Here is a 14,459-nt window from a genome sequence, read left to right as displayed (position 1 = left end):
GTTTAAGGAGAAGAATGGCTATGAGAAAAATGAACGGTGAAGAATTTGATGAGCTCGTTTCTTTTTTTGATAGCATGGCTCGAACATCATGGCTTAAGGGTATTCATGATTCGTTAAAAGAAAAATCAGGATCATGGAAAGAGTTACATGTGTTAGATGTTGGCTGCGGAACGGGAAGACTTTTATTGCGAGGAGCAGAAGAAGCTGACAGATTGGTTGGAGTTGACATATCCTCTGAGATGGTTAAAGCTAGCATTCAGCAATTTTTTTATCACGAGCTAAGCGGAAAGAGTGAATTTTTAGTGGCTGATGCAGAAGATCTTCCTTTTGAGAATGAAGCGTTTCATCTTGCATTATCTACGTGCGTTATGTTTTTGCTGCCAAATCCAGCTCAAGGAATAAAAGAAATTCATCGGGTTCTCAAAGAAGGTGGAATAATCGCAATGCTAAATCCATCTGAAAAAATGAGTCAAGATTCAGCTGTCTTGTATGCAAAAGAACATGATATTTCAGGATTTGAAAGAACCGCTTTACTAAAATGGTCAAATGTGAGTACGAGAAGACATCGTTATACGAAAGATGAGTTGACTGCTTTGTTGCAGGATCTTCATTTTAAAGATGTTATTCACACAGAAGTACTGGGGGGACTCGCCCTAATCAGTATCGCAAAAAAAGAGCAGATCAGCCCATCATAAGGAGCTGTTCTGCTTTTTTGTTTTTATATGGCTGATTTCTAAAAGATTGTTGCTTTCTTTTCAATTCATCTTCATCGAAAAGTTGATTGAAGTAAAAGGTACGAGACTCCTAGGGGATCAGCGTGACAGGTGAGACAACTAGCACAGAGTGCCAAGGTGGCTCACCGCACGCCCCCAGGAAAGCGAGTATCCTGTAACGGAAATCAATAACTTTCAAGAGCAACAATCTTTAAGAAAAGAGCTTTATTTTTTTAATTGCCATACAATGTCTTCATCTGGTGTTACATAAAGTGTTTGCTGATTATCATAGATGACAAATCCAGGCTTTGATCCGTTCGGTTTCTTTACATGTTTAATTAAGGTGAAATCGACAGGAACAGAACTGGAGCTTTTCGCTTTGCTAAAGAACCCTGCTAAGATGGCTGCCTCATTTAGGTCTGTTTCACTAGGTGACGCAGATCGAATAACAACATGTGACCCAGGGATGTCTTTTGTGTGAAGCCACGTTTCATTTGCTCGTCCTAGTTTAAAAGTGAGATGGTCATTTTGTTTATTATTCTTGCCGACCAATATCTCAGTACCATCACTTGAGATGAATTTTTCTGGCTGAGGTGCGGCATTTTGTTTTTTCTTTTGTTTACTTTGTCGAGTTTTAAGATAACCACCTTCTCCAAGCTCTTCTCGGATCTCTTCTACATCTTTCATAGAAGCTGAGTCCATTTGGACGATAAGGCGTTCAAAATAGAGAAGTTCATTCTCTGCTTTTTCAATTTGATCTTTGATGATGGATACTGATTTCTTCAGTTTTGCATATTTTTTAAAATAGCTCTGTGCATTATCTGCAGGGTTTTTTAGAGGATCCAATTCGATCTTTACTACTGCCTGATCTTCACTGAAATAATCTTCAACTTCGATGTATTTATCCCCTTTTTTTGCTAAATACATATATGCAGTAAGAAGCTCTCCTTTTCGCTGAAATTCTTCAGCGTTAACGGTTTGCTCGAGTTCTCGTTTTAATTTGCCAATTTTTTTTGTGATTTTATCGTATTCGTTAGACAAATATTTTTCCAAATCATTTGCCTGTTGTTTAATTCGATCACGATCTGCTTTACCAAAAAAGAAACGATCCAACAACATACTCACAGTTTTAAACGTGCGAATGTTACCTGTAACATGTGTCAACGGAATCACGGAAAAGTACTCTTTCTTTTCAGCAGCGATCATCTGTGGTTCATACTTTCCTTGTGCAAGCTGATTTGTTACAGACAAAAACGATTCTGCAACTTGATCTTTTACAGATAAAACAGCCCGATGGATGATCTCTTTTGCAAGGATAGGAGAAAATCCGCTAAAACTTGAAACGAGCTGTTTGTCCAGCTTTCCTTCGTTCCAAGAAATGTTAGATATGAATTCTTCTTTTGTTGTAATGGAAAACGGATCCTTTTTTTCCTGGGCAGGGGGCATCACATAAGGAAACCCAGGAAGAATGGTTCTATGCCGATTTTGGAAACTAGGAATATGTTTAATGCTGTCAATTATTTTTTTTGACTTATCATCGGTCAAAATGATGTTGCTATGTCTTCCCATGATCTCCACGTATAGGACTTTTCTTGTTTCATCACCAATTTCATCACGGTTTTTTACGGTGATTTTTAAGATTCTTTCCATGTCAAGCTGTTCGATCGATTCGATAAATGCCCCTTCTAAGTGTTTGCGTAAAAGCATACAAAACATCGGGGGAGAATCGGGATTTTCGTATTGATGCTCTGTTAAATGAATGCGAGCAAAGGATGGGTTAGCAGATAACAATAGTTTATGATTTTTGCCGTTTGCTCGTATCGTAAACACAAGATCTGTTTTATGTGGCTGATATACTTTAGAAATTCTTCCAGATGTTAATGTATCTTTCAGTTCATTGGTTATTGCGCGTGTCATTATTCCATCAAAACTCATGATTTGGTTCACCTCTTATTTCTGATTCATAGTATAGCATTTTTGCGGACATGCCTGCATATAAATGCATTAACTAATCTTATTAGAGGTGGAAGCTATGAATTGGTACCAGCTGCCGCAAGACGAGATCGAATCAATACTCAACAGCAGGTTGACAGAAGGGTTAACAAAGAACGAGCAAGAAAAGCGTTTAAAGCTCCATGGGCCGAATCAGCTTGAAGAAGGTAAAAAGACGTCTGCCATTTTAATGTTTTTAGCTCAATTTAAAGATTTTATGGTACTTGTTCTTTTGGCAGCTACCTTGCTGTCTGGTTTCTTAGGCGAATATTTGGATGCGATCGCCATCATCTTAATTGTAGTAATGAATGGGGTACTTGGTTTTATTCAAGAACGTAAAGCTGAAAAATCATTGGCATCCTTAAAAGAACTGTCTGCACCCACGGCACAAATATTGCGAGACGGAAAATGGATATCGATCGCGGCAAAAGATGTAGTTGCTGGGGATGTAATTAAGATCAATAGCGGTGACAGAGTCGGTGCAGATATTCGTTTATTAAAAACATCGGGGCTTCAAATTGAAGAATCGGCATTAACGGGAGAATCTGTTCCGGCACAAAAGAGCAACAACATTCTTTCAGCTGACGATCTCGCACTTGGTGATCAGGATAATATGGCATTCATGGGTACGATGGTCACGAGAGGAACAGGACAAGGAATCGTCGTCGCAACCGGTATGAAAACCGAGATGGGTAAAATAGCACATTTAATCCAAACTGCAGACCACTTGGCGACTCCTCTTCAGATGAAGCTCGAACAGCTTGGGAAGATCTTAATCGCACTTGCTCTTGTTTTAACTGTTCTCGTGGTACTAGCCGGAGTGATGCAAGGGCACGATTTATACAGCATGATATTAGCAGGTGTTTCGTTAGCTGTTGCGGCGATACCAGAAGGTCTTCCTGCCATTGTGACCATTGCACTTGCGCTTGGCGTTCAAAAGATGATCCGAAAAAGAGCGATAGTAAGAAAATTACCATCTGTTGAAACACTTGGATGTGCCACAGTTATTTGCTCTGACAAAACAGGCACACTTACTCAGAATAAAATGACTGTTACTCGTATTTGGTCTCAAGGCAGGCAATGGATGGTTAGTGATGACGGTTTTGATGTAGTGGGTGATGGCATTAAGGAAGATGAAAAGCGAGATGACAAGCTGACAGAAGTACTGGCATATGCAGCTCTCTGTAACAACGCAACTCTTGAAGAAGGAAAAAAAGGCTCATTTGTTCAGACTGGTGATCCGACGGAAACAGCGCTGCTCGTAAGTGCTTATAAAGCAGGGATTACAAAGCAATCATTAAGTGAGCAGTTCACGATTTCTCACGAGTTTCCATTTGATTCTACGAGAAAAATGATGAGTGTCATTGTGCACGATTCAGACGGCAATCAAATGCTCGTTGTAAAGGGCGCACCTGATGTTTTATTAGAAAAAAGTGATTATATTATGTGGGATGACAAAAAACAGTTGATGAAACAAGCTCACAAAGAACGAATTAAAGAGGCGATCTATGCCCTAGGAAGTCAAGCTCTCAGAACGATAGCTGTTGCCGTGAGACCACTAAAAGAAGAAGAGTTTTACACACAAGCATCGTTTGCGGAAAGAAATCTTACATTTATCGGTCTGCAAGGCATGATGGATCCTCCCCGGCCAGAGGTTGAGGAAAGTATAAGAGATTGCCAGACAGCGGGCATAAAAACCATTATGATAACAGGAGATCATGTTGTAACAGCAGCAAGCATTGCAAAAAAATTAAACATGCTCCCAGATGGCGGAAAGGTAATGGAAGGTGCTGAACTTTCTCAGCTCAGTGATGAAGAACTAGATAAGGTGTCAGAAAACGTTTATGTGTATGCAAGGGTTTCTCCTGAACATAAACTGAAAATCGTAAAATCACTTCAGCGAAAAGGTCATGTAGTTGCAATGACAGGCGATGGTGTGAATGATGCTCCAGCTATCAAGTCAGCCAATATTGGAATTGCAATGGGGATTACCGGAACAGATGTTGCAAAAGAAGCATCCTCTCTTGTATTAGGCGATGATAACTTTGCGACCATTCGATCTGCAATTGAAGAAGGAAGAAATATTTATGAAAACATTAGAAAGTTTATTAGATATTTACTCGCATCAAATGTTGGGGAAATTTTGGTCATGCTATTCGCGATGATCATGGGTCTACCACTTCCGCTAGTACCCATTCAGATCCTATGGGTAAACCTCGTCACAGATGGTTTGCCAGCAATGGCGTTAGGAGTGGATCAAGCAGAAGAAGACGTGATGAGAAGAAAGCCGCGACAAGCAAAAGAAGGCGTCTTTTCACGTGGATTAGGCTGGAAGATTGTTTCTCGCGGGTTTTTAATAGGTGCTGCCACGATACTGGCCTTTTGGGTAACGTTAAAAGAAAATCCTGATCAATTAATCGTAGCTCAGTCAGTTGCATTCGCCACTCTTGTTATGGCGCAGTTAATTCATGTTTTTGATTGCAGAAGTGAACGTTCTGTTTTTCACAGAAATCCGTTTCAAAATGGATATCTTGTTCTTGCGGTCATTTCTTCCATCCTCTTACTGCTTGTCGTTATGTATGTGCAGCCATTACAAGAAATTTTCCATACCGTTTCACTTTCATTACGACAATGGCTTCTCGTAATGGGGATGGCATCTATCCCAACCTTTGCATTAGCAGGATTTCAGCTATTTAAAAGAGAATTACGATAAAAGAAGGGCCAGACTCAAAGGGTAACTTACTTACGGGTCTGGCTGTTTGTTGTTTTACGATACGTATTCTTCCTGTTACACATTTACTCCTAGAATCTTGGAATTTACTCTTAGAATAAAAAATAAACATGGAGCACATATACGATTTTACGATTTTTACGTAAAATGAGGGAAATGTAGTTTAGATTCTAGTATTTGTGTGCTAAAATATAAGAACATGTGTACAGTTTTTCACAATATCGTACAAATAGCGTATGACCCGTTATTCCATTTGGTTAGAATAGTAGCAGGTTAGGGGCGTTTAGAGATGAAATTAATTAATATTGGGTACGGAAATATTGTTGCTGCTCACCGGATCATTGCGGTAGTCAGTCCAGAATCTGCACCGATCAAAAGGTTAATTACGGTAGCAAGAGAAAAGAATATGCTGATTGACGCTACATATGGTCGAAGAACGAGAGCGGTTGTAGTGACCGACAGTGACCATGTCATTTTGTCGGCTGTACAGCCAGAAACTGTTGCTCACAGACTGATGTCAGTAGATGAGGGCTCAGAAGAAAGTTAGGTTGTGGAGGTTTTTATGGAAAAAGAAAGAGGCATTCTGTTTGTGCTTTCCGGTCCGTCCGGTGTTGGTAAAGGTACTGTGTGTAAAGCGCTTCGAGCACAAGACCTGGACATTCAATACTCAGTTTCAGCCACAACAAGGCAACCGCGTGAAGGCGAACGGCATGGGGTAGAATACTTTTTTAAGACAAAAGAAGAGTTTCTGCACATGATTGAAAATAAAGAACTGCTAGAGTGGGCAGAATATGTTGGCAACTATTACGGTACGCCGATTGAATATGTAAACCGCACACTTGATGAAGGCAAAGACGTTATTTTAGAGATTGAAGTTCAAGGTGCACTTCAAGTAAAAAGTATTTTTCCAGAAGGTGTGTTTATCTTTTTAACACCGCCTAGTTTGGAAGAGTTAAGAAGTCGTATTGTTGGGCGTGGAACAGAAACTGAAGATTTGATTAACAATCGGATGACTGTTGCTAAAGAAGAGATAGAACTAATGAAACATTATCATTATTCAGTAGTAAATGATGAAATCGAATCCGCATGTTCTCGAATAAAAGCTATAATTACAACGGAACATTGCCGGGTAGACAGAGTTCGTCCAAAATACGAGAAAATTTTAGGAGATGACAAATAATGCTATATCCATCCATTGATTCTCTTATGGAAAAAATAGATTCAAAGTACTCTTTAGTTACTTTAAGTTCAAAACGTGCGAGAGAAATTCAAAAGCATAACAACCAACAGATCGTAAAACCGGTATCACATAAGTTTGTTGGCAAGGCACTTGAAGAGATCCAATCTGGGATTTTAACCAAAGTCGGAGAAACTCCTGCTGATTAATAGAATGATTTGAAAAAATATACAACCTTAACTCAAGGTTGTTATTTTTTTGTTCTTTAATTCGAAAAAGTGTTTTATACATATAAATGCTGTAAAATAGATGTAATTGTGAAACAAATGAACGGCGGAGGGGTTTATTATGGAAAAGAAAAAAGTATTGCTTGCTGTATCAGGCGGAATCGCGGCTTACAAGGCAGCAACCGTTGCAAGTAAGTTATATCAAAGCGGATATGAAGTAAAAGTTATACTCACAAACTCTGCTCAAAAATTCATTACACCACTAACCTTTCAAACGCTAACAAGGCAAGAAGTATATACAGATACGTTTGAAGAAAAAGAACCTGCAATCGTTAGTCATATAGATATTGCAGACTGGGCTGATCTCGTTCTGATTGCCCCTGCAACGGCAAATGTAATTGGAAAACTAGCAAATGGAATCGCGGATGATATGCTGAGTACGACATTGCTGGCAACTAAAGCTGATGTTATCATCGCACCTGCTATGAATGTGAATATGTTCAATCACCCTGCAGTGCAAAAGAATATGAAAACACTCTCGTCGTTCGGATGGCGTTTTATTGAGCCGAATGAAGGTTTGCTTGCCTGTGGATGGATCGGAAAAGGCAGGCTAGCGGAACCGGAAGAGTTAATCGAAGCTGTTCATGATTATTTTAATGAGATAACCAATCAGAAAACATTGCCACTCTCCGGGAAAAAGATATTGGTGACAGCCGGTCCGACGAGGGAAGAACTTGATCCGGTCCGTTATTTTACAAACCATTCATCAGGAAAGATGGGATATGCGTTAGCCTCTGTTGCCAAACAACTGGGGGCAGATGTGACGCTTGTAACAGGACCTACGGCAATAGACTCACCTGAAGGAATCAAGGTTGAAAAAGTCACTTCCGCAAAAGAGATGTTCGATCAAACACTCTTTCATTATGCAGAGCAAGATGTTGTTATCAAATGTGCTGCAGTTGCTGATTATACACCTGTGACGGTACATGAGAACAAATTCAAAAAAAAGAACGACACGTGGACGGTCGAACTACGAAAAACAGATGACATTTTACAGACGTTAGGTGAAAAAAAAGAGCATCAAATTCTAGTAGGTTTTGCTGCGGAAACAGAAAATCTGGAGAATTATGCAACTGATAAATTACGAAGGAAAAACCTGGACATGGTAGTTGGAAATGATGTGTCGAAAGAAGGATCAGGTTTTGGCAGTGATACAAACGAAATCGTCATCATTAAAAAAGACGGTTCGATTTCCAAGCTCCCCATTCTTACAAAAGAAAAAGCTGCAAAAGAAATCCTTCAACAAGTGTTGGAAATGATGGAACAATGATTGCAGCTGTTGTCGTTGATGTCCCATCAGGCAGTGTGAATAAAACGTTTGATTATAAAGTTCCTCCCGAGTGGGAGGGCTGGGCTGAACCTGGAATGAGAGTAATTGTTCCGTTTGGCCCTAGAAAACTGCAAGGATTTATTTTGGAGCTTAAACCAACTTCTTCAATAAAAGGTATGAAAAACATCACCGAAATTTTAGATCCGCTCCCTGTCCTTACTCCGGAATTAATTGATCTTGGGCAATGGCTTGCTAAACAGACATTAAGTTTTTTTATCACAACATACCAAGCAATGCTCCCTGCTGCAATGAAAGCCACTTATGAAAAGTTTTTTACGGTTCTGCATCCAGAAAAAATACCTGATGAACTTTTTTTGCTTTTTCCGGCAAACGGAGAACTAAGTCTTAATGAAGTGACGAAACAGTTTCCAGATCACCTGAAAGCTCTTCGAAACCTTGCAAAAGCAGGATTTCTTGATGTTATCTACAAAGTGAAAGACAAAGCCAACAAAAAGAAAGTGAAATTTATTTCTATCGCAAATAGGCAAATGGCTGAAGAAATAGCCAGTCAAAATAAAGCAGAAAAGCAGAAAGCTGTCGTATCTGAACTGATTAGCCGTCCGCCCGGTGAATATCCCCTCCAGGAAGTTTTAATAGAATCTGGAGCATCTCTTTCTTCCGTTCAGTCACTTTGTAAAAAGGGTGTCCTCTTTATGGAAGAAAAAGAGATCTATAGAGATCCTTTTCAAGGGAAAAATATGAAACAAACAAAACCATTGGAGCTCACAGAAAACCAGAAAAACGCCATAACTCCTATTCTGTATGCAATTGAAAATAATGAACATGATACAGTGCTTGTTCATGGGGTAACAGGAAGTGGAAAAACAGAAATCTACCTGCAATCCATTCAGTCTGTTCTTGATAAAGGGAAGGAAGCCATTTGTTTAGTACCAGAGATATCATTGACACCGCAGATGGTTAACCGTTTTAAAGGGCGCTTTGGATCCAGGGTCGCTGTTCTTCATAGTGGCTTGTCAATTGGTGAAAAATTCGATGAATGGCGAAAAATATTAAGAAAAGAAGTTTCTGTAGTGATAGGTGCTCGTTCGGCTGTTTTTGCTCCCTTTCAAAATTTAGGTATCATCATTATAGATGAAGAGCATGAATCGAGTTATAAGCAGGAAGATCATCCGCGATACCATGCAAGAGACGTAGCCATTTGGAGAGGAAAGCATCATTCATGTCCCATCGTTTTAGGCAGCGCGACACCAGCTCTTGAAACATATGCGAGAGCCAAAAAAGGATTGTATAAATTGGCTGAACTAGATTCTCGTGTTCATTCAAATCCTATGCCTGAAGTGACAATCGTGGATATGCGTAATGAATTAAAAAGCGGAAACCGCTCCATGTTTTCGATTGAATTGATGGAAAAAATGAAAGCTGGTCTAGAAAGAGGCGAACAAACCGTTTTGTTTCTAAACCGCAGAGGATATGCTTCCTTTATTTTGTGCCGAGATTGCGGTTATGTGGCACAGTGTCCGCATTGCGATATTTCTCTTACGTTTCATAAAAAAAATGCAACTCTAAAATGTCATTATTGTGGCTATCAAGAAGAAACACCATCTGTTTGTCCATCTTGTACAAGTGAGCATATTCGTTTTTTTGGGACAGGTACACAAAAGGTGGAAGAAGAGCTTGCAAAAGTATTGCCTGAAGCAAGGGTGATTCGAATGGACGTCGATACAACCTCTAAAAAAGGAAGTCATGAGCGCTTGTTGACCGCATTCGGTAACGAAGAGGGAGATATTTTGCTTGGAACACAGATGATTGCGAAAGGGCTGGATTTTCCAAAAGTAACGCTAGTTGGTGTGTTGGCTGCAGATACGATGCTTCATCTGCCAGATTTTAGAGCATCTGAAAAAACGTTTCAATTACTCACCCAAGTTAGCGGAAGAGCGGGAAGGCATGAGCTTGAAGGCAAAGTAGTCGTTCAGGGATATGATACGGAGCATTACAGCATCCAGCTCGCTTCACAGCATGACTATCATCGTTTTTATGAGTATGAGATGAAAACAAGAAAGCTGCATCAATACCCACCATTTTATTATTTAGGGTTATTAACCTTCAGTCATTTAGAACTTATGGAAGTTGTTGAAGCAAGTGAAAAAGCGGCTCGTTTTTTAATAAACCGTCTAGCACCTGAAAGTCTGTTGCTTGGCCCAGTAACTTCTCCTATAGCACGGGTGAAAGATAGATATCGGTATCAGGTCATGATAAAATACAAAAATGAACCTGAATTAAGTGATTGGTTTGAAGAGATCATCAATCATTTTCAGAAAGATAAAAACATAAAAGATCTGCAGATTACAGCAGAATTAAATGCGCAAACACTTATGTAGCCACATTAAGGAGAAAAATATGACCATTCGTAAAATTGTAGAACATCCAAATCCAGTCTTAGAAATGAAATGTGAGACTGTTACACAGTTCGATAAACCATTAAAGACATTGGTTAAAGACATGTTTGAAACGATGTATGATGCAGAAGGAGTCGGTCTTGCTGCCCCGCAAATTGGTATTCCAAAACAAATAGCAGTAGTTGATGTAGGCGATGAAAAAGGTCAGATCGTACTCATTAATCCAGTTGTTACATCATCTAATGGCAGTCAAACAGGACCAGAAGGCTGCTTAAGCTTCCCTGGACTGTTTGGTGAAGTGGAACGACCATTTGATGTGACTGTGAAAGCACAAGATGAAAACGGTAAATATTTTACAATAAAAGCGAATGATTTTCTAGCTCGTGCTCTGCTTCATGAGATCGATCACTTACATGGAATTTTATTTACTTCTAAGGTAATTGCTTATTACGAAAATGAAGAAATGGAGAGATAAGATATCATGAAGATTTTATTTATGGGAACACCAGATTTTTCTGTTCCTGTTCTTCGACAATTAGTAGAAGACGGCTATGACGTGGTTGGTGTCGTTACACAGCCAGATAAACCGGTTGGCAGAAAAAAAGAAATAAAACAAACACCAGTCAAAGAAGAAGCACTTAAACATGGGATTTCTGTGTATCAACCTTTGAAACTGCGTGAAAACTATGAAGAGATCTTAGCTCTTCAGCCAGATTTAATCGTCACAGCTGCTTACGGACAAATTTTGCCAAAAGCAATCTTAGAATTGCCTAAACATGGCTGTATCAATGTTCATGCATCATTGCTTCCAAAGTATAGAGGTGGTGCTCCTATCCATAAAAGTATTATCGATGGAAATGAAAAAACAGGTATCACCATTATGTATATGGTTGAAAAATTAGACGCAGGTGATATACTTACCCAAGTTGAAGTAACGATCGAAGAAAAAGATCATGTTGGATCCATGCATGACAAGCTTAGTGAAGCTGGAGCAAAATTATTGTCTGAAACCATTCCGATGCTCGTTGAAGGGAGCATTCAGCCGATTCCGCAAAAGGAAGAAGAAGTTACTTTTGCTTGGAATATAACACGGGAACAAGAGAAGATCGACTGGACGTTATCTGGCGTTGAGATATATAACCATATTAGAGGTCTTCATCCGTGGCCTGTTGCTTTTACGTTTTTGAATGGACTTCCACTTAAAGTTTGGTGGGGAGAAAAAGCAGAGACGAACATACAGGCTGAACCAGGTACTATCATTGGTATCCATCAAAAAGGATTGCAGGTTGCAACCGGAGATCAGACGAGCATCATCATTACCGACTTGCAGCTTTCTGGAAAAAAGAGAATGTTGGCAAGTGATTATCTTAAAGGAGCAAGCATTGAACGAGGCTTGAAATTAGGTGAATAAAGTTGGACAACAACATACGGGCAATTGCCCTGGACGTATTATTGAAAGTGGAACAAAATCAAGCTTACAGCAATTTGCAGTTAAATCAGGCGCTTCAAAAAGCGAATGTTAAACAAATTGATAAAGGGCTAATAACGAGTATAGTTTATGGAACCATTCAACGTAAAAATACGATTGATTTTTACTTGGATCAACTCTTAAATAAACCGATTAAGAAAAAAGACCGGTGGGTGCTAACACTGCTCCGATTGTCTATTTTTCAAATGCTTTACATGGATCGTGTTCCTGATCATGCTATCATCCATGAAGCAGTAGAAATCACTAAACATCGAGGCCATCAAGGTCTAGCCGGACTTGTGAACGGTATTTTACGAAAATTGCAGCGTGAAGGCACAGAAACCATGGATAAAAAATTAGGTGAAGGTGCAGAAAGAGCTGCTTTAGAATACAGCATGCCACAATGGCTATTTGAGCGCTGGAGTGATCAGTTCGGTTTAGAGGACGCTAAAAAAATGGGTGAGACTAACCTCTTGGCTTCACCTGTTACTGCAAGAGTAAACACAATGTTAACTAATAGAGAAGAAGTCATTTTACAGCTTCAAGAAGAAGGAATTGTTGCAGTGGAAGGAGAATTGTCTCCTGAAGCTATCATCATCCAAGAGGGCTACCTTCCTGAATCGAATGTCTATAAAAAAGGATGGGTTACCATCCAAGACGAAAGTTCGATGCTTGTTGCTAAAGCTGTAGCTCCAGTTCCTGGAGAAAAAATTCTCGATGCATGCGCAGCTCCAGGCGGCAAATCAACGCATATGGCGGAAATGATGAAGAGCAAAGGAAAAGTTGTTTCGCTTGATTTGCATGAGCACAAAATCGATTTGATTAAAAACCAAGCGGCCCGTTTAGGCTTAGAAAACATACACGCGTCTGTTTTAGATGCAAGAAAAGTAAACGATGAATTTGAATCACAATCGTTTGATAAGGTACTTGTGGATGCTCCTTGCAGTGGATTTGGTGTAATCAGAAAAAAACCGGATCTTAAATGGTCAAAATCAGAAGAAGATGTATCAAGGCTATCTGTGATTCAAAAAGATATTCTGCAAAGTGCCTCACAGATGGTTACAGCAGGAGGCGTACTTGTTTATAGTACCTGTACCGTAGACAATGAAGAAAACAAACAAGTAGCAGATTGGTTCTTAGAGAATCAAACAGATTTTGAATGGGATTCTCAATTCTCAGAAAAGATGCCAATCAACGTTAGAGGATTTATTATAGAAGGAAGATCGGATTTACAAATCATGCCTCATTATTTCAATAGTGACGGATTTTATATTGCGGCTTTCAGAAAAAAGACAACAGGTGGTGAGAAACATGCTTAAACCATTATCAGAAAAGCAAACAAAGCCAGACATTAAGCCTTCCATATTTTCATTGGAGCTTCACGAACTTGAAGCTTGGTTAACAGATATTAGAGAACCCAAGTTTAGAGGAAAACAAATATTTGAATGGCTCTATAAAAAACGCGTGTCTTCTTTTGAGGAGATGACAAACCTCCCTCTAGGATTGCGTGAAAAACTTGAAAAAGACTATCACATTAATCCTATGAAAGAAGTTGTTCGCCAAGAATCTACAGATGGAACAATTAAATTCTTGTTTGAACTTCAAGATGGATATTCAATCGAAACCGTGTTGATGAGACATGAATACGGAAACAGTATTTGTGTTACGACACAAGTAGGGTGCAGACTTGGTTGTACGTTTTGCGCTTCTACTCTTGGAGGGTTAAAACGTAATCTTCAAGCAGGAGAGATCGTTTCGCAAGTTCTTCAAGTTCAACGTGCATTAGATGAAACAGAAGAACGCGTAAGCTCAATTGTAGTAATGGGTATCGGAGAGCCATTTGATAATTACGATGGGCTGATGTCTTTTTTGAAAATCGTCAATCATGATCAAGGACTAAACATTGGAGCACGTCATATAACGATTTCTACAAGCGGTGTTGTACCTTATATTTATAAATTTGCGGATGAAGGTATGCAGATTAACTTTGCCATATCTCTTCATGCAGCGAATACGGAAACAAGAAGCCGTTTAATGCCAGTTAACCGTATGTATCCGCTAAACGAATTAATGGATTCTATTCGGTATTATATTAAGAAGACAGGAAGACGAGTAACTTTTGAGTACGGACTTTTTGGTAAAGTTAATGATTCCGTAGAAAGTGCAAATGAATTAGCTGATCTTATTTCGGATATTAAATGTCATGTGAATTTAATTCCAGTGAATTATGTTCCAGAAAGAGATTATGTTCGAACACCAAAGGCACAAATATTTAAGTTCTTAGAGACGTTGACCTCAAGAGGCATAAATGCCACCATCAGAAGAGAACAGGGACACGATATTGACGCTGCGTGCGGACAATTGCGTGCGAAGGAACGTAAAGAAGAGACGAGGTGACGGGTAA

General features: G+C 39.4%; 12 protein-coding genes. 11 read left to right on the top strand and 1 reads right to left on the bottom strand.

What is annotated here, in order from left to right; genetic code table 11:
* The first annotated feature begins 20 nt into the window (after positions 1-20).
* Complete coding sequence (locus tag KUV80_RS05805) at positions 21-695, top strand: class I SAM-dependent methyltransferase (protein WP_222461708.1); 675 nt, start codon at positions 21-23, stop codon at positions 693-695.
* Between the two features lie 243 nt (positions 696-938).
* Here the strand turns inward: KUV80_RS05805 and KUV80_RS05800 are convergent, their stop codons facing one another.
* Complete coding sequence (locus tag KUV80_RS05800) at positions 939-2,648, bottom strand: Rqc2 family fibronectin-binding protein (protein WP_222461707.1); 1,710 nt, start codon at positions 2,646-2,648, stop codon at positions 939-941.
* Between the two features lie 97 nt (positions 2,649-2,745).
* On the opposite strand from KUV80_RS05800, the gene KUV80_RS05795 reads away from it, so the two are divergent.
* The 10 genes from KUV80_RS05795 to rlmN all read left to right on the top strand — a co-directional run bounded on the left by KUV80_RS05795 (position 2,746) and on the right by rlmN (position 14,452).
* Complete coding sequence (locus KUV80_RS05795; RefSeq protein WP_222461706.1) at positions 2,746-5,418, top strand: calcium-translocating P-type ATPase, SERCA-type; 2,673 nt, start codon at positions 2,746-2,748, stop codon at positions 5,416-5,418.
* Positions 5,419-5,725: 307 nt separating this feature from the next.
* On the top strand, positions 5,726-5,983 hold the full coding sequence (gene remA / locus KUV80_RS05790; RefSeq protein ID WP_066240628.1) for an extracellular matrix/biofilm regulator RemA: 258 nt from the start codon (positions 5,726-5,728) through the stop codon (positions 5,981-5,983).
* A 15-nt stretch (positions 5,984-5,998) separates the two neighbouring features.
* A complete protein-coding gene (gene gmk / locus KUV80_RS05785) occupies positions 5,999-6,616 on the top strand; it encodes a guanylate kinase (RefSeq protein WP_222461705.1) in 618 nt (205 codons plus the stop codon).
* Positions 6,616-6,822: a DNA-directed RNA polymerase subunit omega gene (gene rpoZ / locus KUV80_RS05780; RefSeq protein WP_222461704.1), complete on the top strand. Its 207-nt coding sequence runs from the start codon at positions 6,616-6,618 to the stop codon at positions 6,820-6,822. Before gmk ends, rpoZ begins: the two co-directional genes overlap by 1 nt.
* Before the next feature lie 136 nt (positions 6,823-6,958).
* Positions 6,959-8,170 (top strand): bifunctional phosphopantothenoylcysteine decarboxylase/phosphopantothenate--cysteine ligase CoaBC, encoded by a 1,212-nt coding sequence (coaBC, locus tag KUV80_RS05775; protein WP_222462266.1) that lies wholly within the window; start codon positions 6,959-6,961, stop codon positions 8,168-8,170.
* Positions 8,167-10,569: a primosomal protein N' gene (gene priA, locus KUV80_RS05770; protein ID WP_222461703.1), complete on the top strand. Its 2,403-nt coding sequence runs from the start codon at positions 8,167-8,169 to the stop codon at positions 10,567-10,569. The genes coaBC and priA overlap by 4 nt, the downstream gene beginning before the upstream one ends.
* A gap of 19 nt (positions 10,570-10,588) precedes the next feature.
* Positions 10,589-11,062 (top strand): peptide deformylase, encoded by a 474-nt coding sequence (gene def / locus KUV80_RS05765; RefSeq protein WP_222461702.1) that lies wholly within the window; start codon positions 10,589-10,591, stop codon positions 11,060-11,062.
* A gap of 3 nt (positions 11,063-11,065) precedes the next feature.
* Positions 11,066-11,998 (top strand): methionyl-tRNA formyltransferase, encoded by a 933-nt coding sequence (gene fmt / locus KUV80_RS05760; RefSeq protein ID WP_222462265.1) that lies wholly within the window; start codon positions 11,066-11,068, stop codon positions 11,996-11,998.
* Positions 11,999-12,000: 2 nt separating this feature from the next.
* Entirely contained in the window at positions 12,001-13,374 is a 1,374-nt protein-coding gene (gene rsmB, locus KUV80_RS05755; protein ID WP_222461701.1) for a 16S rRNA (cytosine(967)-C(5))-methyltransferase RsmB, read from the top strand.
* A complete protein-coding gene (rlmN, locus tag KUV80_RS05750; protein WP_222461700.1) occupies positions 13,367-14,452 on the top strand; it encodes a 23S rRNA (adenine(2503)-C(2))-methyltransferase RlmN in 1,086 nt (361 codons plus the stop codon). Before rsmB ends, rlmN begins: the two co-directional genes overlap by 8 nt.
* The last annotated feature ends 7 nt before the right edge of the window (positions 14,453-14,459 follow it).

This window comes from Fictibacillus nanhaiensis, assembly GCF_019801215.1.
Classification (GTDB): Bacteria; Bacillota; Bacilli; order Bacillales; family Fictibacillaceae; genus Fictibacillus; species Fictibacillus nanhaiensis_C.
Note: the sequence above shows the minus strand (reverse complement) of the source record. Positions and strands in the feature narration are given on the sequence as shown.

Coding starts and splice junctions, on each gene's coding strand:
- KUV80_RS05805 (WP_222461708.1), top strand. CDS start 21: ATGAGAAAAATGAACGGTGAAGAATTTGATGAGCTCGTTTCTTTTTTT.
- KUV80_RS05800 (WP_222461707.1), bottom strand. CDS start 2,648: ATGAGTTTTGATGGAATAATGACACGCGCAATAACCAATGAACTGAAA.
- KUV80_RS05795 (WP_222461706.1), top strand. CDS start 2,746: ATGAATTGGTACCAGCTGCCGCAAGACGAGATCGAATCAATACTCAAC.
- remA (WP_066240628.1), top strand. CDS start 5,726: ATGAAATTAATTAATATTGGGTACGGAAATATTGTTGCTGCTCACCGG.
- gmk (WP_222461705.1), top strand. CDS start 5,999: ATGGAAAAAGAAAGAGGCATTCTGTTTGTGCTTTCCGGTCCGTCCGGT.
- rpoZ (WP_222461704.1), top strand. CDS start 6,616: ATGCTATATCCATCCATTGATTCTCTTATGGAAAAAATAGATTCAAAG.
- priA (WP_222461703.1), top strand. CDS start 8,167: ATGATTGCAGCTGTTGTCGTTGATGTCCCATCAGGCAGTGTGAATAAA.
- def (WP_222461702.1), top strand. CDS start 10,589: ATGACCATTCGTAAAATTGTAGAACATCCAAATCCAGTCTTAGAAATG.
- rlmN (WP_222461700.1), top strand. CDS start 13,367: ATGCTTAAACCATTATCAGAAAAGCAAACAAAGCCAGACATTAAGCCT.